The following is an 18,569-nucleotide window of genomic DNA, read 5'->3' on the forward strand; positions in this document are numbered from 1 at the left end:
GGCCGGAAGAACCAAGATGCTCAAGCCGATCCGCCCGAATGCTGGGGTGGGATCGGCTTATGAGCGGAGCCTTATCGCGCTTATTGATGAAATGGAGCGGAGCATTCGACGCTGGCTGCGAGCCAGGTATCGAAAGGTCGAGGACCGCATAACGCAGGACGCAAGCCCGGCGGCAGAATTGCAGAGCCTGATGGACAAGCTGACCGAACGTTGGCGGTCGCGGTTCGATGAACTGGCCGAAAGTCTGGCGCCACGCTTCGTGGACAGGGCCACGGCCAGTATCGATCGGACCTATAAGCGGGAACTGGACCGGGCCGCAGGGTTCACGATCCAGTTCCGGCCGACCGAGGGCGTGACCGATGCGATGAAGGCATGCGTCAATGAAAACGTATTGCTGATCAAGAGCATCGGCGAGCATCACCTGAGCGAAGTGAACCAGATGGTGATGCGCGCCGTGGCGCATGGCGGTGATCTGGGGGAACTGACAGATGGCCTGCAACAGCGTTTCGGCATCACTCGCCGCCGGGCCGCGAACATCGCACGCGACCAGAACGCCAAGGTGACAAGCGCCATCAATAAGCAGCGCCAGATTGAGACCGGTCTGTTTGAGTCGGAATGGGTTCACTCGGCAGGCGGAAAGCATCCGCGCGAAAGCCATGTGGAGGCCGGGCGCAAGCGCCTGCGTTTCGATGTGCGCGAAGGTGCGCTGATTGACGGTGAACGCATATGGCCGGGGCAACTGCCGAATTGCAGATGCTCAAGCCGGGTAATCCTTCGAGGGTTTAACGATAAATGATCCCCATAGCTGCGTTTTATTTGGTGCTCACTTATTGGGGCACGCAGATGATCACACTCCCAATGAACAGTGGGGAGTCGTGTCAGAAGGCGGCATCTGAATACATGAGGGAAAGATCATCCATGTATGAGTTTTCAGCCCGCTGCTTGCCATCTGGATTTTCTGAAAAATGACCAACATCCTCGCCTATGACCGCATGGGGACCGTCCGCACGACTGACGTGGAAGGGCGGTTGCGTGTAGCCAAGACACCGATCAGCAAAGCCAACATCTGCCCGTATATGGGAAAGGAAATCCCGGAAGGGCAGAAGCTAGGCCTTGATCCTGAACGAATATACCAGATGTTGCGCGATCCTGACGAACTGAAAAAGGCCGCGCCGAGCTTTAATGGCCTCCCTGTTCTTGAGGAGCACTTTCATGTCACGGCAGCAAATCCGCGCCGTGATCTGGTGGTGGGCACGACGGGGAATGAAGCCGCGTTTGACGCGCCCTATCTGATGAACAGCCTTGTGGTGTGGGACGGTGAAGCCATCAGCCGGATCAAAACCGGCGAACAGCGCGAACTGTCCAGTGCCTATCGCTACACGGCTGACATGACCCCCGGTGAATACGAGGGGCAGAAATACGACGGCGTGATGCGCGACATTGTCGGTTCTCACGTGGCGGTCGTTCCCACAGGACGCGCCGGACCGGACGTTCTGGTTGCAGACTCCCAAATGGAAAACACGAACATGAAGTATATCCCCCGCGCTTCGCGGCGTGCGATGTTCGCAAAACTGCGCCCGTTTCTGGCGCAGGATGCCGATATTGACGCCGCCAAGAAGGCGCTTGATTGCGATGAAATGGGCAAGGATGACGCATGCGAAACGCTGCGCAACCTGCTCGGCGGCCGCGTTCCTGACGAAATCATGGACCAGGTTCTTGCCCTGTTCGAAAATGCGTCCACTGGCGGCGCGCTGAACACGGCGCAGGATTCCGACGAAGCGGAGCGGCGCGAAAAGCTGCGCGCGGCAGGCCTGTCCGATGATGAGATCGACAAGGTGATCGCCTCCCTTGCCGATGTGGCAGAGGACGATGACGACGACTTCGCCGAAATGGCGGAGAAGATGCGCAAGGCCGGGATGTCGGAGGAGGACATCGAAGCGTGCCGCGCCCTTTGCGCACCGCAGGCCGCACAGGACACGGACCAGACCGAAGCGGATCGCGCGCGTGAGGCCGCAGGTGCGAGCGAGGCCGACAAGGCCCGTGCGGAACGTGAACGCAAGGACCGTCGCGATGAGGCGGAAGGCGCGCGTCGCGCCGATGAGGAGCGTGCGGAGCGTGAGCGGCGCGACCGTGAGCGTGAATCCGCCGGGGCCAAGGCCGCGATGGACGCCGCCATCAGCAAGGCGAAGTCGGACGCCGTGGCGGAAACGATGGCCGCCATGCGGGAGCTTCACACCGCGCAGGACGCCGTGAAGCCGTTCGTGGGCACCGTGGCGATGGACAGTGCTGAAGGCGTCTACCGCTTCACCCTGCGCCAGCTTGGCTACGACCTGTCCGGCATCCCCGCGACCGCATACCGCTCCATGTTCGATCAGCATGCGCGTCGCGCCGATAGCGCCAAGCGCCCGACCATCGCGGCGGACAGCAAGGCCGGGCTTGGGCTGCTGGACAAGTTCCCCGGCCTCAAGGCCGTGAAGATCAAGGGATAATCACATGCCTTTCCAGAATCAGGTTTATCAGGAACCCGCATATGGCGTTCCGGGCACGTATGCCTCCAACAACCCGTCGGCCAGCGTGCTGGCGGGTGAGGGCGCGCTTGTCGCGGGCACCGGCGGATGCACGATCGCGGCGTTCGGGTGGATTCAGGGGGACGGCCAGACCGTCCTGAACGCACCGCCCGGAACCAGCGTTGGCAGCGGAGCGACTGCGACCGCAACCCTCGGCACCGAGGTGATCTATACCGTTTCGGCTCTGGCTGTGAACGCGGCAGGCACCGGGTACGCTGTTGACGATACCGTGACGTTCACGGGCGGCACGGCGACGGTGTCCACCATCGGGACCGGCGGCGCAGTCACGGCGGTTACGCTCAAGACCTCCCCGGCCCAGACCACGGACCCGGCGGCGACCGGCGTTGCGACCACGACCAGCGGAAGCGGAACGGGCCTGACGCTGGATGTGACAGCGACCCCCGGCACATCGTCCAACGGCGCCGTTGCATCTGTCACGGTGTCGGCTGGCGGTTCAGGCTATACCGCTGTTCCCACCGTGACCATTTCGGGTGGTGGCGGCACGGGCGCCACGGCTACGGCCACGATCTACGGGGGCGCCGTGACAGGCGTGACCGTGACCGATGGCGGCTCTGGTTACACATCCGCCCCGACCGTGACCATCACGCAGGAGGCCGTGACGCCCGGCGCGCCCGATGGCTTCGTGTTCAATGACCGCAGCGCGTGGATTGCCGACATCTACGACGAAGCGACCATGGTCATGCCGCAGGGCTACATGCTCGATCTCAAGGCGCAGGGCGATTATTTCGCTGTGTCCACGACCGCATCCACGCGCGGCCAGAAGGTCTTTGCCTCCACCACGGATGGCACGATCAGCACGGCGGCTGCTGGAAGCACGGTTTCCGGTTCCCTTGAGACCGAATTTTACGTCGCAATCGGCGGGAATGCCGGTGAGACGATCACCATCAGCACGTGGGATCACAACTGATGCCTTTTGAAACCGAATTCGCGCTCCTTGCCGAGCGCGGTTTTGTCATGCCCGAGGGCGCACACATCCTGCCGAGCGATGATGTCATCGCGTCCGACCGGCTGGCGATGGATGCCGCCCCGACCCTGTCCACCACCGCCAATGCCGGTATCCCGGCTTTCATGGCGACCTATGTTGATCCCAAGCTGATCAATGTCGTGTTCTCCCCCATGCGGGGCGCGGAACTGAACGGAGAGAGCAAGAAGGGGGATTGGGTCACGCCGACCGCGATCTTCCCGATGATTGAAAGCACGGGTCGCGTTGCCAGCTATGGCGACTGGAACAACAACGGCGTTGTTGACCTGAACGCCAACTTCCCGGACCGGCAGTCCTATCACTACCAGGCGTTCGCGCGCTGGGGCGAGCGAGAAGTCGAAATGGCGGGGGCGGCCCGCATTTCGTGGGTGGCCGGTCTGCGTCAGGCTGCTGCCCTGAAGCTGAACAAGTTTCAGAACCAGTCCTACTTCTATGGCGTGAAGGGGCTGCGCAATTACGGATACCTGAACGACCCGCGCCTGCCCGCGTCGGAAGTGGCGGCGGCCAAGACGGCTGGCGGAACATCATGGAACAAGGCGACGCCCGAGGAAGTCACGGACGACGTGATTGACCTCATCAATCAGCTTCGTTCGCAGTCCGCCGGTTACGTGGATACGGATTCCGAAATCACCATCGGACTTTCCCCCACACGCGCTGGCATCATGACCAAGCCGAACATGTACGGCCTGTCGGCATGGGACCAGCTTAAGAAGCAGTATCCGAACCTGCGCTTCGTTCAGGCCATCGAGTTTGGCGACGCGGCGGGTATGACTGTGCAGTCCATGATCGCCATCGCCAAGGAGATCGAGGGGCAGCAGGTTGCCGAAGCAGCCTTTACCGAAAAGCTGCGCACCCATTCCGTGGTCGTGAAGGCGTCGGGCTGGGAGCAGAAGATGTCGCAGGGCACCTGGGGCGCAATCATCTACATGCCGCTGGGCGTGGCAACCATGACGGGGATCTGATCCATGACCATTGCAAACCCTGTCACGGTCGGCTGCAAGCTGCCCAACGGCCTCGTGCTGCGCTCCGGCGAGCATAAGGTGGTGCTGTCCGGCGCCAATTCCTCCCGCGTGATTGGCGGTTACGGGCTGACTTCCGTGCCGTCCGACCTGTGGGAAGATTGGGCGAAGCGCCACGCTGATACCCCGTTCATCAAGAAGCGCATCGTGTTCGCGCAGGCTACTCCGGCCAAGGCTGAGGGGCAGGCCAAGGAGCAGGAGGGCGTACGCACGGGTCTGGAACCTCTGGACCCGGACAACGAGAAGAACGGCATCAGCAAGCTGTGAGGGCACCATGGCGGTAGCGACGTTCGATTATGCCACATGGTCGGCGCGCTACCCCGACCTTGCGGCGAAGGTTCCTGAGACGCTGGCTGACCTGTATTTCGGGGAGGCCCAGCTTTATCTGGACAATACCGAGTGCAGCCCCGTGCGTAACATCATGCAGCGCACGATGCTGCTCTACATGCTGGTGGCGCACATCGCATACCTGAACCTGCCGACAGCCAGCGGCGGGAACGGGGCGGGTCTGGTGGGGCGTGTGTCGAACGCCACGCGCGGCTCTGTTTCGATTGGCACGGACATGGGCGCGCAGCCCGGTTCGGCGCAGTGGTTCCTGCAAACGCAATACGGAGCCGCGTTCTGGCAGGCCACGATATGGCTGCGCACGGCGCGATACGTCCACATCCCACGGATTCAGAGGCAGACATGGCCGTAAACTTCAATGGTGGTTCGAAACTGAAGGCGGCGCTGGAAAAGCTGTCGCAGAAGGTGAAGGACGGGGGGCATGTGAGGGTTGGCTTCCTTGAGGGTAAGTCATACCCGGACGGAACGCCTGTTGCGCAGGTGGCCGCGTGGAATGAGTTCGGAACTAAAACGGCTCCTCCCCGACCATTTATGAGAAACACAATATCTGCTCATTCTGGGCAATGGGGGGATGCGCTATCGGCGGCCTTGAAGAGCACGGATTGCGACGCGAAAAAATCGCTTGAAGTCGTGGGAATGGTTATTGAGGGGCAGATTCGCGACGAGATTTCGAACCTTAACGACCCTCCCAATGCCCCCCTGACCAACCTGCTGAAGGATCGTTTCCCAAGGGGGGATTATTCAACTGAAGATTTCCTTCAGGCGGTTCACGACCTGAAAAATGGCGAGACAGCGCCCGAAGGAAAGCCTCTGGTCTGGTCGGGCCTCATGAGGCAGGACGTATCTCACGAAGTCAAGGACGGCCCCGATGAGTCTTAACATCTTCGGAGCAGCCGGTAACGTCTGTCAGGCCGTCAACCCGCATATCACCATCCCGATCCGGTTTAGCACCGGCAGCACGGATAATGCCGATGGCTCACCCAACCCGACCTACTCAACCGCGTCTGTCGAAGTCGAGGTTCAGGCGGTCAGTTCGGAAGACCTGAAGCAGATTGAGAACATCAATCAGCAGGCGGACATGCGCTCTGTTTACGTGTTCGGCGTGCTGAATGCGCTGAACAGGCCGCTACAGATCGGCGGCGATATCCTGACATTCTACGGGTCGGACTGGCTCGTAACCCAACAGCTTGAAGAATGGGGAGACGGCGAATGGACGAAGGTTCTGGTGACACGGCAGATTACTACGTCATAAGCCCTACCGAAAGCGAGATCTACACAGCCATGCGTGCGTGGCTTCTGGAAATCCTGCCGTCTGGCATGCGGGTCATCCAGGGTCAGCAGAACCGGCAGGCCGCCCCGCGTGACCCCTTTGCGGTCATGACCATTATCGGGCGTGAGCGGATTGCCACCAACGGCTGGACCTATGACGGGACCAGTACCCGGACAGTGACGGAACAGATCCGCATCACGATGCAGATCAGCCTGTTCGGACCGGCATCCAGCAACCAGATGCAGCTTGTAACGGCCCTGTGGCGCGACATGCAGGCGGTTGATTATTTCCGCAACCAGTCCGTTCCGGTTTGCCCCCTGACCACATCAACCACCCGGCAACTCGGCTTTATCACCGGCGAACGCCAGTACGAGGACTGCTGGTCCGTTGATCTGTCCATGCAGGTCAACCTGACCGTCAAAATCCCCCAGACGTTCTCAGGCCAAATCCCATCAATAGAATTGAACGAGGCCACTACGGGCGCTCGCACAACGGAGTAATTTCATGGCATCCATCCCCATTTCCCAGGTGGTGAAGGTCACGCCCGGCGTGCTCGCCGCCGGGTCTGGCCTCGATGAACTGTCCGCCCTGTTCGTCACGTCCGCGTCGTCTGCACTGGCCGCCGGTTCGGTCCAGTCGTTCACATCCGCAAGCGATGTAGGGACGGCATTTGGCACCACGTCCGCTGTGTATAAAATGGCCGAGGTCTATTTCTCCGGCTATGAAACGGCGGTCATGACGCCCGGAACGCTGTATGTTGGGGCAATCAACTCGGCTGGCTCCGGGGCGTCCGCCACGGCTGTCCTCGGCACAACCAGCACTTACACCGTTTCTGCCGCCGCGATCGATGCCGCTGGCACCGGGTATGCCAAGGGGGATACCGTCACATTCACCGGCGGCACGGCAACCGTTTCAGCCATCGGGACCGCTGGGGCCGTTAGCTCCCTGACGCTCGGCGCGACCACGGCACAGGCAATTGACCCCGCCGGGACAGGTCTGGCCACCACGACCAGCGGCAGCGGCACAGGGCTTACGGTTACGACCACGTCCACCACGGCGAGTGCCTCGAACGGAACCGTAGCATCGATCGCGGTTTCTGCCGGTGGGTCCGGTTACGCTACGGCCCCGACCGTAACGCTGTCCGGTGGTGGCGGAACAGGGGCAACGGCTACCGCGTCTGTCTCTGGCGGTGCCGTGACCGGCTTCACCGTCGCCAACGCCGGTTCTGGCTACACATCGGCCCCGACCGTGACGCTGACGCCCGCCAGTGTTGCGGATATCGGCACCCAGCTTGACACCCTGCGCGCGGCAGAAGGTGGCTGGAACGGACTGGCATTTGACACCGAACTGTCCGCAGACGACAAGGAGGCGGCAGCACAGTGGGTCGGAACGCAGAATGACCAGGTGTTTGCGGCCATCGTGGATAGCGACAGCAGCGCCACGACCAACGATAGCCAGACTGCATTCGGGGTTTGGCTGGGCAACCAGTCCATCAACGGCGTCACGGCAATTTATTCCACATCCGTCCTGCCGGGCGCGCTGGCCATGGCATGGATGGCTTCCCTGTCTTTTGATACGGCAGACGGGCGGCAGACGCTGGCATTTGTCGAAGACGCTTCCGGCCTGATTTCCGCTGACGTGACAGATGGCGCTACGGCATCGACCCTGATCACGAATGGCTATTCGTTCTACGGGCAGTATGCCAACGGGGCCAGCCAGTTCATTTTCATGCGGCCCGGTCAGGTATCGGGCAAGTTCCTGTGGGCGGATAGCTTCGTCAATCAGATCTGGCTCAATTCCAACCTGACCAGCGATATGATTAATCTGCTGCTGACCACGGGCAATATCCCCTACAATACCGAGGGCGATACGCTGGTTGAGGCCGGTATGAAGGACACCATCACGCAGGCCATTTCCTTCGGCATGATCCGCTCGGGCGTCAACCTGACCACGCTGCAAAAGCAGCAGATCAACAATGCCGCCGGGGTCACGACCGCGGCGGATAATGTGATCAACTACGGGTATTACCTCAAGCCGGGGATCAGCACCGCTGCCGCGTCCTATCGCGTGAGCCGAACAACCCCGCCCGCACAGCTTTGGTATTCCGACGGCCAGAGCGTGCAGTCCATCAACCTGAGCAGCATTGAGGTGCAGTAATTATGGCTGATCTTGATATCACGGCGGCCAATAGCATCTTTGTGATAACCGTCACGTCGCTGCTGAACGCCCCCGTCCGGCTGGAAAACTACGCGGCTGATCGCGCGTGGGATGCGCCGGAACTGGAAATGGCAGAAACTGAGATGTCTATTGACGGATATCTCAATGCGGGCTGGGTGCCGAACCCGGTTGACCAGACCGTATCCCTGTCCGCAGCCAGTTCCAGCGTGCCGGTGTTTGAGGCGATCATCGCAGCCCAGCAGACTGCACGCTCCCTCTATCGCATCGGCGGCGAAATCACGCTGACCAGCACGGGGCGCAAGTATACCATGGTCAATGGCCTTCTGCGCGCCGCCAGTGTGCTGCCCGCCGCCGGACGCGTACTGGAAACCCGGACATTCGCCATCCGCTGGCAGTCCGTAACTGCGGCAGGGGTGTGATATGGCCCGCAAGGAAGTGACTGTCACGTGCCCGCATGAGGGCGCGGACAAGGGCAAGCGGTTCATCATCACCCGCATGTCCGCCGTGGATGCCGACCGCTGGGGGCGTCACTGCCTTCAGGCGGCAGCAGCCTCTGGTGGCGATATTCCCGGCGTGGTTCAGGGCGGCGGGGTCGCTGCCGTCGCGGCGGCGGGCATCGGCATCTTCGCTGCCATGGACCCGGTGCGCATGGACGCGCTGATTGACCGGCTCATGCAGTGCATCGAGATGCAGCCCGATCCGGGCAATCCGGCCACGCGCCTGAACTGGACCATCGCGCAAACCCAGATTGAGGAAATACCCACAATCGGCTGGCTTCAGTCCGAGGCATTCAAGCTGCATGTGGATTTTTTCAAGGGCGCAGGCCGCTTGTTCTCCCTCATATCCCTGATGCTGGGGACGGAAGAAAGCGCCCCTGTGCCCGTGTCCGAAACCTAGACGAACGGCACGCAGCCGTGATTATGGAGGGGCTGGCAACCCTCCATGAACTACAGACCATATATGATAGCGAGGACTTCGAGGACTTGCTTGAGGCCGCGATTGTGAAGAGGTTTAACGGGTAATGGCCACTGTAATTGACGCCCTTGTTGTCACGCTCGGCCTTGACCCGAAAGGGGTGCAGAAGGGGCAGAAAGAGGCTGACACTTCGTTCGGAAAGGTCAAGTCTTCTGCCCAGAATATGGGGAAGAGCGTTGACGCCGCAGCCACCAGTGGCGCGCAGGCCATACGCACCATGTCGCGCGAGGCCCTGTCGTTCTTCGCAGTCCTGACGGCGGGCAAGAGCCTGAAGGCGTTTGTGCAGGACAACACCCGATCCAACGTGGCGCTTGGCAACCTGTCGCGCAATCTGGGCGTGTCGGCGCAGTCCCTTGGTGCGTGGCAGAAAGTGGCGCAGTCGTTCGGCGGCACGGCAGAGGACGTGTCCGGCTCAATGCAGTCCCTCGTTTCGCAGTTCCAGACTGTGGAGGGGCGCACGAATCTGGCCCTGACATTTGGGCAGATGGGCGTGCGGCTACAGGGCGCCAACGGCCAGTTGCGCGACATGAACGAAATGCTGCCCGATCTGGCCCGCGCGGCACAGCGCCTGGGCCCACAGATGTTCTCTGCCCTCGGTTCTCAGGCCGGACTGTCGCAGGGATTCATCAATATGCTGGAGCAGGGGCCGCAAAAGATCGAGGCCATGTATGCGGCCCTGAAAAAATACGCCCCCACCAAGGCGGATACACAGGCATCCGGCCAGTTGATGATGGACTGGACCAAGCTGACGGCACAGTCCGAGGCATTTGGCCGCACCATCATGACCAGCCTGACGCCGGAACTGCATCATCTTCTGAGTTTGGTATCCGGTCTCGTGGACAAATATCAGGATACAATCCGAACACATATTGATGATTATGTGAAACGGATTGGTGATGCCGTTGAGGCGGTAGACTGGAAGTCTGTAGGCGACCAGATTAAGCAGATGTGGGATTATCTGCGCTCCATCGACTGGAAAGCGGTAGGGGACGGCATCAAGAGTTTTGCATCTGGTGCGAATACGGCAGCCCAAGCTGTTGGCGGCTGGTCCGAGGCAGTTCGTATCCTGTTTGATCTCTGGCTAGGGTCCAAGTTCATCAAGGTTATAGCCGCAGTTCGTCAGTTCGCCGCTCTCGGCGGGTTTGGCGCGAAAGGCGCTCAGGGAGCCTTGGGGATTGGTGGTGGAGTTTTAGGTGGAGTGCTTGCTACCGGAGCATCGGGGGCATTCGCTACCTATCAGGGTCTGAAGCTGATTCAGGAAATTGACCACGACACGTCCGACGAAGGAAAGCAGGAAAACCGCCGGAAGATCTACAATAGGCACGACCCGTATTATTCATCAAACCGATACACCGATCTGGAGCAGGCCCAGCGGCGGCAGGCACTGACGGAATACGGCACGAAAACACTGCACCTTGACCCCAAGGAAGTGGCTGATCTGATCAAGCGGATACAGGAGCAGAGCGGTTTCAACACGCAGGCCATCGGCAATAATGGCCGCACTGTCGGCATGTTCCAGTGGGGGCAGGACGAGGAAAACTGGATCGAGCAGCAGTCGGGCCAGTCCGCTATGTCAATGTCCGCAGAAGACCAGATGAAGTGGGACGTTGCAGCGCGACAGCCGGGCGGCTATGTCCCGCGCGGCGTGCGTAACAACAATCCCGGAAATCTTGAATACCAGGGGCAGCGCGGCGCGCGCATGGAAACGGGCGTTGCCAGGCCACGCTACGCTGCATTTCCCACGATGGAGGCCGGGATTCAGGCGCTCCGCGATCAATTGGTGCTGTATAAATCCCGTGGCATTGATTCGGTCGATGCCATTATCTCCAAATACGCCCCAAAGGAGGAGAACGACACCGCCGCGTATATCGCGCAACTGTCGCGGCATATGGGGGTGTCACCCGACGCTCATCTTGACCTGAGAAATCCTGCAATCCAGAAGCAGATGATCGCCGGTATTGCGGGGGTGGAGATAGGGCACGGACAGATCAGCCAGGCGCAGATAGACCGCGCCCTGTCCATGGGCCAAAATCGGGGCGGGAATTATAACGACACACTGACCGCGCAGATTTATTCCAAGGCCATGGGGAAGGCGGCGCACGACAGCGCAAGGGCGGCTGTGGATGCCACGGCACAAAACCTGCAGGCCGCGCAGGACAATTCCACATCAAACAGCACGGTGAACAACAACGCCCACATCACAGGGAATTATCATATGGTCTTTAACGGCGCAGATCCGCAAACGACGCGCCGTGCGGTAGAGGACAGCCACAGCAACCTTGCCAGACAGGCAAACAGCGCATTCCCGGCATAGGAACCCAAAAATGGTCATGACGCTGGTAGCCCAGCCCACAACGGCAAATGTCGGAACGGGCACGGGCGTTCCCAAACTGTGGTCAACGGTCATGTCGGATGCCGAGGCGGTGGCGTCCGTTGAACTGGACACCCTGCTGCAAAGCTATCTGGTCAGCAATGCTGCCACGCAATGGGGGCTGTTCAACACCTACAGCAAGCCGGTGCTGACGGCGGCGCGGGTGCGGGCGATTGATATCCGGTCACAGTATCGCAAGTCCGATGCCCCGCAGGAGAACGGCGGCTTCATGTCCTATAACAAGGTCAAGATGCCCCGACAGGTGATGCTTGAGGTGCTGTGCGATGGCACCGCCATGAGTTACGGCAACGTAAGCGCCATCACCAGCCTGCTGTCGGTGGCAGGCATAGGCGGCACGACGCAGGGCGTGACCGTGCGCAAGCAGTTCCTGGCTGCGCTGGACTCTCTTGTCGCGGACCTGAACACCTATCTGGTGGTTACGCCAGAGGCTACATACTCGAATATGAATGTGATCGGCTACGCAATCAGGCGTGAAACGCATCGCGGCGTAACCATGGTCCGGGCAGAAATCATGCTTGAGGAAGTCCGGTTGCAGCACAGCAAGTCTGTCTCTGTCACCAGCCCCTCACAGCCGTCCGGCGCCAGCCAGACAAACGGCGGCAATGTGCAGTCACAAAGCCTGACATCCGCGCAGACAGATACCTACGCCAATGGGACCACCACATCATGACCGCCGCCGTCACAATACCCGTCAGCGCAGTAGCGAGTCAGACCCTGACCGTGCCGCTGTCCAGCCACACGGCCAAGCTGAACATATACCAGCTTGATACCGGACTGTTCATGGATATCTATCTGGATGGTACCCTGATCATGGCGGGCCTGCTATGTCAGGACCGGACATGGATCATCCGCAAGGCATATTACGGCTTCCCCGGTGATCTGGTCTTTATCGACAGTCAGGGCACGACAGACCCGGACTATAGCGGCCTGAATGACCGATGGTGCCTGTATTATCAGGAGGGCAAAAATGTCTGACAGAAGTTTCACACGCAAGCGTCTGCGGGTGAAATTCCTGATTCATGAGGAGGCAGGATATTCCGCCATAACCCTGACGGATCTGCGCGTAGCCTGCCAGGTTGCCAATGCAGGTCTTGAGGGCGGCGTAATGTGCTCCCTGCGCATAGAGGGTGTAAACATCAACCACATGAATCGCCTGTCCATGGTTCAGGCTGGCGTGGTGGCCCAGAATGCAAACACCGTTACGGTGGAGGCGTGTGATACTGGTGACGATGTGTGGCAGATGGTGTTTTCCGGTGGCGTGGTCGGGGCGTTTGCAGATTTCAACAGCGCTCCGAACACCGCTTTTATGGTTACGGCCCAGAGCATGGCGCAGCCATCCGCAATGCCGATCACGCCAACGGCCTTCAAGGGCAGTGTGGCGGTGGCCGATATCATGAAAGCGATAGCCGAGAAAGTTGGCCTGTCATTTCAGAACAACGGCGTGACGGCAGTCATGAACGGCAGCGTCACGCTGAATGGGTCTGGCGCGGACCAGATTCAGGCCATCGCACAGGCTGCGCAGATAACCTATATCGTCGCCACGAATGTCCTGAGCATCTGGCCCGCAAGCGGCCCGACCAGCACGACCGCGCAGGTCACGATTTCATCTGAAACAGGCATGATAGGTTACCCGGCCTATGCGCAGTATGGCGTAACGCTGCGCACGCTGTTCAACAGCGCCATAGGCTTTCAAAGCGTCATCAAGCTGGAAAGCGAATATGCCCCGGCTGCATGGGTTAACGAAATGGGGCAGCTTAACCAGTTGGGCGGGAATAACATCTTCCCGGCATCGAATGGCATATGGGTAGCCTACCGCGTGCAGCACGACCTGCAATCTGAAATCCCCGGCGGGGAATGGACCACCTACATCGAGGCGCAGCGTCAGGATCTGGCAAAGGGGACGGTATTTGCCCGATAACACATACATAGGAACGAACCGGCCCGAGGACGCGGGCTGCACGTTCAACGTGTTCAACGCCATGATCCGCCGCGTAATGGGACGGATGGGCGCGAACCTGCCAGTCAAGGTGCTGGCGGTTAATGGCGTGGGCCTGAACCCGGTCGGGTTTGTCGATGTTCAGCCGCTTGTGCATCAGGTTGACGGGACAGGAAAGCCGACCCCGCGTGGTGTGATCTATGATGTGCCCTACATCCGCATGCAGGGTGGCAGCCGGGCCATCATCTGTGACCCGCAGGTGGGCGATATCGGATATGCAATCGTGTCTGGCCGCGACATATCCAACGTCAAGGTCAACCGGGCGGCGTCGGTTCCGGGATCATACCGGCATCATGATGTGTCAGACGCCGTGTATGTGGGCGGCCTGCTGAACGCCGCGCCGACCGAATATATCGGCTGGGTGGGCGATGACGTGCATGTCCACACGGCGGGGAAGTTCATTGTGGACGCCGCCAGCATGCAGGTGAATTGCGCCATCACCACCACCGGCGACATTACGGCGCAGGGCACCGTTACAGGCCAGACAGACGTGAAGGCCGCAGGCATTTCCGGCAAAAGCCACACGCACCCGGTCACAGACGCGCCGGGAACGACAGGAGCCCCAGAGTGAAGAAGGTCGAACCATTCACCGTCGATGTGTCGCTAGACTTTCAGCCGGATATTGCTGAGCGCGAAGACGGGTTTCATCTATGGCTAGCCAAGGAAAAACGCGCCCTTGTCGATGCGGCTTATGCCGAAAATCAGGCCGCAGCCGACCGGATGAAGGGCCGGGCGTCCTCCCTGCTGGGCTGGAGCGTCACCCTTACAACCGGGGCGCTCGCCGCAACGCAATATGACGGGCACAGGGCTATGGCATGGGCGTTTGTGGCTGGCTTTGGGGGGTGCGCTTTCTGCTGTATCCGCACGCTATATTCGACCCCATGGCACACGAAAAATGTCGCTCCCGATGTTGTGGACGACGTGCTGCGCGACATTGCCGGGCGCACCGAAGCAGCAGGGACGGAGCGGATGGCCCATGCCATTGATGCAGTCAATTTCCTGAACCGGGAGAGCCTGACTTATGATCGAAGATGGCTTAAGGCATCTTGGGTTCTAGCAGCGATAACGCCAATTGTTGCCATCGCAATTACCGCTGCGGGCTCCTCGGCTGCACTCAAGGCTTATCAGCTTCTTTCTTCAGCGATTCATCCATAGCCATAGGCGGGGTGGCTTTGGTCATGCGCTCCAGCAATTCAGTGCGAGCGGGTTGCTGCGCCTTGGCCTGACTATTCGGTACTGGATTTTTATCGCTCAAGGGTGCCTCCATAAAAAAGGCACCCTCCCACGCGCCCCAGAGTCGGGATTATAGAATATGGCGGATAGGGGCTATTCAGCCGCCACTGTATTGAACGTTAAGCGGAAGATAGCAAGAGATTAGCCGTCTTCGGACCGATCCACATCGCGTAGGCGTGTTTCATAGCTTCTTCTATTCAGTATTAATTATATATATTATTTTAATAAATAAACAGGAATTCCAGATTCTTTTAGTTGGTCATAGAAACCTTGATGAATTATTATATTGGAATAATCAACGCACAATGGAACGTATTCTCCTGATACGCTTTGTGTGCATTTAAAAATAAATTTTTGACGATACCCAATTATATTTTCATCAGAAATTGAGTTATTTACTAGGGTTGGTATTGGTGAAAAATAAACCTCTCCATGAGTTTTTTTGTATTCTAATAAATACACCTCTTTTGAGGCGTCGTATAAGTCATTGCCATATGGTGTGGATGGTGAATATGAATGTATATCTTTATACATGGCAAATAGTTTTTTATATATTTTAGACTTTTCTGGATCACCAACAAAATGAACACACGCTATTACCCTTTGTGCATATAAATCTTCAATTTCCTTACTATTGTTCTGGTCCTTATTACCTGATGATTTTATTATCTCGTAAGAGAGATTTGAACCATAAAGTAACGCATTATATATATACCAATCGTCTGAATATCTTATTGGTGCCTGAGCCTCTATTGAGAGTATCTGCTGGATTCTTTGTGCCATCTTAAGGGCGCTTCCAGGGGCTAGCGGGTCCATATTTCCCCACGCTATTTTTTCGAATACAGTTCCTTTTATGTAATCATCATACCACATAAGAGCCTTTACTATTCGGTTTTGATCTACTGAACCATCAGCGGGCCCGATTGGCTCGCAAGTTGATGTGGGCTTTAAATCAGATATTGAATCACCCGCATAAGCATGAGACGAATATGGAATAGATATTGATGCCGCCAATAACACATACCTAAATATCATTTCTCAGTTTTCCCCTGCGCATCCTTCGCCCTCTCAAGAGCCTCAAGCGCGATCTTCTTAATCTCTGCCAGTTCGCTATCCCGCGTGGCGATTTCCTTCTGATAGCCGTCGCGCATGAACTCGATCATCCAGACGAGTTCGGCATTCACAGATCTGCCGTTTCGGGCAGCCTGTTCATCAAGCCAGCGCTTTAACTCGGCTGGGAAACGGACATGGAACTGTGCAGCTTTCTCTCGCATGCAACCACAGTGTACCAAAAAGGTATTGACGACAATTCTACCTTATTGGTAGGAAGTGGTATGGGTAAACACATGAGAGAGGTCATGAAACAGAGAGACCCGCAAATTCACGTCCGCATCCCGCAGTCCATGAAGGACGCATTGGAAGCGAACGCAAAGGCAAACTGCCGATCCGTCAATTCAGAGATTGTTTTTGGATTGAAGTTTTATGCTCAACATCTTGAGCAAGCAGAAAAGGCGTTGGGCATCGCCGTGCAAAGCCAGCCCAACGCCCCTCAGAAATGACCTTACAAGGAACATCACTATGACCGCTCTTACCACAATCGACTTCCACGGTTCAAACCTTATTGCGATCCCCGGTGATCGTCCCGAAACAACGCTGGTGGCGATGAAGCCGGTGGTTGAGGGGATGGGGCTGTCATGGCAGCCACAGCACAGGAAAATTATGTCTCATTCGGTGCTTAAAAAGGGTATCACCATGACGGTGATACCTTCTGACGGCGGCGAACAGGACGGAACCTGCCTCTCCCTCGACCTCCTCAACTTCTGGCTCGCCACGATCCACCCCGACCGGATCAAGAATGAAGCAACCCGCGCGAAGGTCATTGAATACCAGACCGAATGCGCCCGCGTTCTGTTCGATCATTTCTTCGGTAAGGCGCTAGCACGTGGCGCTCAATCCGCCCCTCATCACCTGACGGCGCAGGAAGTCGGTGGCATCGTGAAGGGTATCGTCAATAAGCGTGTGTCCGAGAGCGAAAAGCGCCTGGAAGAGATGTCCAGCATGTTGGCGGCCCTCAATGTGGAAATCCGCGAGAAGCTGACACCGACACAGCGGGAACTTTCCGACCATGCCGTTGCCGTGGTGCAGGAAAAGGTTGCCGAAAAGCAGGCTCTGGTCGAAACCCGCGTGCCCGGCCAGATCGCAGCCTTTCCCATCCCGGCTAACCTGATCCCCAAGCGCCGCCCGAACACCGGAACGTGCCGTCTGCCGGTTGGTGAGATCGGTCGTCGCCTTGGCATTGGTGCTGCGAAGGTCAACGCCATGCTGGCCGATCTTGGCTTGCAGTCGACTGGCACGACAAACCAGCCATGGATGGTCACGGACAATGGCGAGTTCTTCGGCATTCATCATACCAAGCGGCAGATCCTGTGGTCGGCCCGAACCCTTGACGTGCTGCGCTGGCGCATGGAGGTGCGCCCTTTCGCCAAGGCCAAGGAGCGAGCCCCGGCGTAGCCCTGACAGAAAACCCCATCAGCGGACACCTGCCGCCAGATGAAGAGCTTCTTATCTGGATGGCGGAGTGTGAGGGATGGGAGCGTGTGAACGCGGACAAGCCACGGGATATGGAAGCGCTCATGCATATCAACCTGCTCAGGAGGTGGATCAGGGACCGCCGGGGCATCCGCTCCTATGTTGAACAGGCCCGGCAGAACTGGTTGCAGAAGCGGCGTGTGGTGACGTTGAGGGCGCGGAAGGTAGAGGAGCGTGAGTTGATCGGGTAGACAGAAGTTAACTTGACGGCTGCCCTTCAAGCAACCAATGTGCAGTCGAAGGGCAGTCGCAGACGTTAATTGATTGGGAGGGGAAAATGCTCAAGACTTATTTTGCGCGGTCGATCCTCGCCGCCTTCGGTGACCTTCTGAATTTTAGTGCACCCGTAAGGCATTACAATGTCTCAACGGCTGATGAGATCAATCGCAGCGCTTGGGAGGCAACCGGCAGATCCATGCGCTCAGCAATGCAGCAGGTTGATGGAGAAATCCACTCCGACGGTAGATTCGTCGCCAATCACTAATCCATCCCATATTCCGCAAAACCCAACATATGCTCCGACGATGATAAACGGGCAGGTGGTGGTTGCCGCTGCCCAGCGCATTTCTGGACCCATTCCGGCCGCATCTGAAATGATGGGGTATAAGGATGTTGGTGAGGATCTGCCAGACCGCATAATGAAAATGGCTGAACTCAACGCGGTAACCGAAAGGAAGCTGCGGGAGCGGAATCAGATTTTTCAGTTTGCCGATTCCGCTCTCCGGCGGCTTATCGCCCTCCTTGCGCTACTAGCGATGCTTGGCATGTCTGGATGGGTCATTCAATCCGGGCATGGTGCTGCGGGCGCGTTCCTTGGCGGCTCAACCATCGTCGCAGTGATTTACGCTTTTGTACGGAAAGACGGAAGCGAGAATGAACCGAACACGAAAAAACCAGATGCGTCGAAACAATCCGACGATAATCCATCCGGCGAAGGGTAATCGCAATAAAGCGATAGGCTGGACGTTGAGTTGATCGCGTAGGAAACACGCTGGCCGCTCT

24 protein-coding genes are annotated in these 18,569 nt (G+C 58.3%); 22 read left to right on the forward strand and 2 right to left on the reverse strand.

Going from position 1 to position 18,569, the window contains the following annotated elements:
• Positions 1-16 precede the first annotated feature (16 nt).
• The 18 genes from QEG70_RS01345 (at position 17) to QEG70_RS01430 (ending at position 14,900) form a co-directional block, all read left to right on the forward strand.
• Positions 17-796: a phage head morphogenesis protein gene (locus tag QEG70_RS01345; RefSeq protein ID WP_308718988.1), complete on the forward strand. Its 780-nt coding sequence runs from the start codon at positions 17-19 to the stop codon at positions 794-796.
• A gap of 169 nt (positions 797-965) precedes the next feature.
• Entirely contained in the window at positions 966-2,489 is a 1,524-nt protein-coding gene (locus tag QEG70_RS01350; RefSeq protein WP_308718989.1) for a DUF2213 domain-containing protein, read from the forward strand.
• 4 nt (positions 2,490-2,493) lie between these two features.
• Positions 2,494-3,495 (forward strand): gp53 minor capsid family protein, encoded by a 1,002-nt coding sequence (locus tag QEG70_RS01355; RefSeq protein WP_308718990.1) that lies wholly within the window; start codon positions 2,494-2,496, stop codon positions 3,493-3,495.
• On the forward strand, positions 3,492-4,532 hold the full coding sequence (locus tag QEG70_RS01360) for a major capsid family protein (protein ID WP_374762540.1): 1,041 nt from the start codon (positions 3,492-3,494) through the stop codon (positions 4,530-4,532). The genes QEG70_RS01355 and QEG70_RS01360 overlap by 4 nt, the downstream gene beginning before the upstream one ends.
• Positions 4,533-4,535: 3 nt before the next feature.
• Entirely contained in the window at positions 4,536-4,856 is a 321-nt protein-coding gene (locus QEG70_RS01365; protein WP_308718992.1) for a hypothetical protein, read from the forward strand.
• Between the two features lie 7 nt (positions 4,857-4,863).
• Entirely contained in the window at positions 4,864-5,286 is a 423-nt protein-coding gene (locus tag QEG70_RS01370) for a DUF4054 domain-containing protein (protein ID WP_308718993.1), read from the forward strand.
• The gene (locus tag QEG70_RS01375) at positions 5,277-5,813 is read left to right on the forward strand and encodes an HK97-gp10 family putative phage morphogenesis protein (protein WP_308718994.1); all 537 of its coding nucleotides are present in this window, start codon (positions 5,277-5,279) and stop codon (positions 5,811-5,813) included. Before QEG70_RS01370 ends, QEG70_RS01375 begins: the two co-directional genes overlap by 10 nt.
• The gene (locus QEG70_RS01380) at positions 5,803-6,186 is read left to right on the forward strand and encodes a hypothetical protein (protein WP_159260033.1); all 384 of its coding nucleotides are present in this window, start codon (positions 5,803-5,805) and stop codon (positions 6,184-6,186) included. The genes QEG70_RS01375 and QEG70_RS01380 overlap by 11 nt, the downstream gene beginning before the upstream one ends.
• Positions 6,144-6,704, forward strand: coding sequence for a phage neck terminator protein (locus QEG70_RS01385; protein ID WP_308718995.1), 561 nt, complete (start codon positions 6,144-6,146; stop codon positions 6,702-6,704). The genes QEG70_RS01380 and QEG70_RS01385 overlap by 43 nt, the downstream gene beginning before the upstream one ends.
• A gap of 4 nt (positions 6,705-6,708) precedes the next feature.
• Positions 6,709-8,361: a DUF3383 family protein gene (locus tag QEG70_RS01390; protein WP_308718996.1), complete on the forward strand. Its 1,653-nt coding sequence runs from the start codon at positions 6,709-6,711 to the stop codon at positions 8,359-8,361.
• A gap of 2 nt (positions 8,362-8,363) precedes the next feature.
• On the forward strand, positions 8,364-8,801 hold the full coding sequence (locus tag QEG70_RS01395; protein ID WP_308718997.1) for a phage tail fiber protein: 438 nt from the start codon (positions 8,364-8,366) through the stop codon (positions 8,799-8,801).
• A 1-nt stretch (position 8,802) separates the two neighbouring features.
• Positions 8,803-9,279 (forward strand): hypothetical protein, encoded by a 477-nt coding sequence (locus tag QEG70_RS01400; RefSeq protein ID WP_308718998.1) that lies wholly within the window; start codon positions 8,803-8,805, stop codon positions 9,277-9,279.
• 124 nt (positions 9,280-9,403) lie between these two features.
• The gene (locus QEG70_RS01405) at positions 9,404-11,671 is read left to right on the forward strand and encodes a hypothetical protein (RefSeq protein WP_308718999.1); all 2,268 of its coding nucleotides are present in this window, start codon (positions 9,404-9,406) and stop codon (positions 11,669-11,671) included.
• 10 nt (positions 11,672-11,681) lie between these two features.
• Positions 11,682-12,419, forward strand: a complete 738-nt coding sequence (locus QEG70_RS01410) for a phage baseplate protein (RefSeq protein WP_308719000.1) — start codon at positions 11,682-11,684, stop codon at positions 12,417-12,419.
• Positions 12,416-12,724: a phage baseplate plug family protein gene (locus QEG70_RS01415; RefSeq protein WP_308719001.1), complete on the forward strand. Its 309-nt coding sequence runs from the start codon at positions 12,416-12,418 to the stop codon at positions 12,722-12,724. The genes QEG70_RS01410 and QEG70_RS01415 overlap by 4 nt, the downstream gene beginning before the upstream one ends.
• Positions 12,717-13,667, forward strand: coding sequence for a baseplate hub protein (locus QEG70_RS01420; protein ID WP_308719002.1), 951 nt, complete (start codon positions 12,717-12,719; stop codon positions 13,665-13,667). Before QEG70_RS01415 ends, QEG70_RS01420 begins: the two co-directional genes overlap by 8 nt.
• Positions 13,657-14,316, forward strand: coding sequence for a Gp138 family membrane-puncturing spike protein (locus QEG70_RS01425; RefSeq protein ID WP_308719003.1), 660 nt, complete (start codon positions 13,657-13,659; stop codon positions 14,314-14,316). The genes QEG70_RS01420 and QEG70_RS01425 overlap by 11 nt, the downstream gene beginning before the upstream one ends.
• Positions 14,313-14,900 carry a hypothetical protein gene (locus QEG70_RS01430; RefSeq protein WP_308719004.1) on the forward strand — a complete coding sequence of 196 codons (588 nt, stop codon included), beginning with the start codon at positions 14,313-14,315 and terminating at the stop codon, positions 14,898-14,900. The genes QEG70_RS01425 and QEG70_RS01430 overlap by 4 nt, the downstream gene beginning before the upstream one ends.
• Before the next feature lie 294 nt (positions 14,901-15,194).
• Here QEG70_RS01430 and QEG70_RS01435 read toward each other — a convergent pair whose 3' ends face one another.
• Together QEG70_RS01435 and QEG70_RS01440 are read right to left on the reverse strand one after the other, a co-directional pair.
• Positions 15,195-16,013, reverse strand: a complete 819-nt coding sequence (locus QEG70_RS01435) for a hypothetical protein (protein ID WP_308719005.1) — start codon at positions 16,011-16,013, stop codon at positions 15,195-15,197.
• Positions 16,010-16,252, reverse strand: a complete 243-nt coding sequence (locus QEG70_RS01440; RefSeq protein ID WP_308719006.1) for an Arc family DNA-binding protein — start codon at positions 16,250-16,252, stop codon at positions 16,010-16,012. Before QEG70_RS01440 ends, QEG70_RS01435 begins: the two co-directional genes overlap by 4 nt.
• An 84-nt stretch (positions 16,253-16,336) precedes the next feature.
• Here QEG70_RS01440 and QEG70_RS01445 point away from each other — a divergent pair, with 84 nt between their 5' ends.
• The 4 genes from QEG70_RS01445 (at position 16,337) to QEG70_RS01460 (ending at position 18,508) form a co-directional block, all read left to right on the forward strand.
• On the forward strand, positions 16,337-16,537 hold the full coding sequence (locus tag QEG70_RS01445; protein WP_308719007.1) for an Arc family DNA-binding protein: 201 nt from the start codon (positions 16,337-16,339) through the stop codon (positions 16,535-16,537).
• A 19-nt stretch (positions 16,538-16,556) separates the two neighbouring features.
• Entirely contained in the window at positions 16,557-17,489 is a 933-nt protein-coding gene (locus QEG70_RS01450) for a phage antirepressor N-terminal domain-containing protein (RefSeq protein WP_308719008.1), read from the forward strand.
• Between the two features lie 86 nt (positions 17,490-17,575).
• Positions 17,576-17,758, forward strand: coding sequence for a hypothetical protein (locus tag QEG70_RS01455; protein WP_308719009.1), 183 nt, complete (start codon positions 17,576-17,578; stop codon positions 17,756-17,758).
• Between the two features lie 249 nt (positions 17,759-18,007).
• On the forward strand, positions 18,008-18,508 hold the full coding sequence (locus QEG70_RS01460) for a hypothetical protein (protein WP_308719010.1): 501 nt from the start codon (positions 18,008-18,010) through the stop codon (positions 18,506-18,508).
• The last annotated feature ends 61 nt before the right edge of the window (positions 18,509-18,569 follow it).

It is taken from the genome of Komagataeibacter xylinus (assembly GCF_031081985.1).
Lineage (GTDB): Bacteria > Pseudomonadota > Alphaproteobacteria > Acetobacterales > Acetobacteraceae > Komagataeibacter > Komagataeibacter xylinus_E.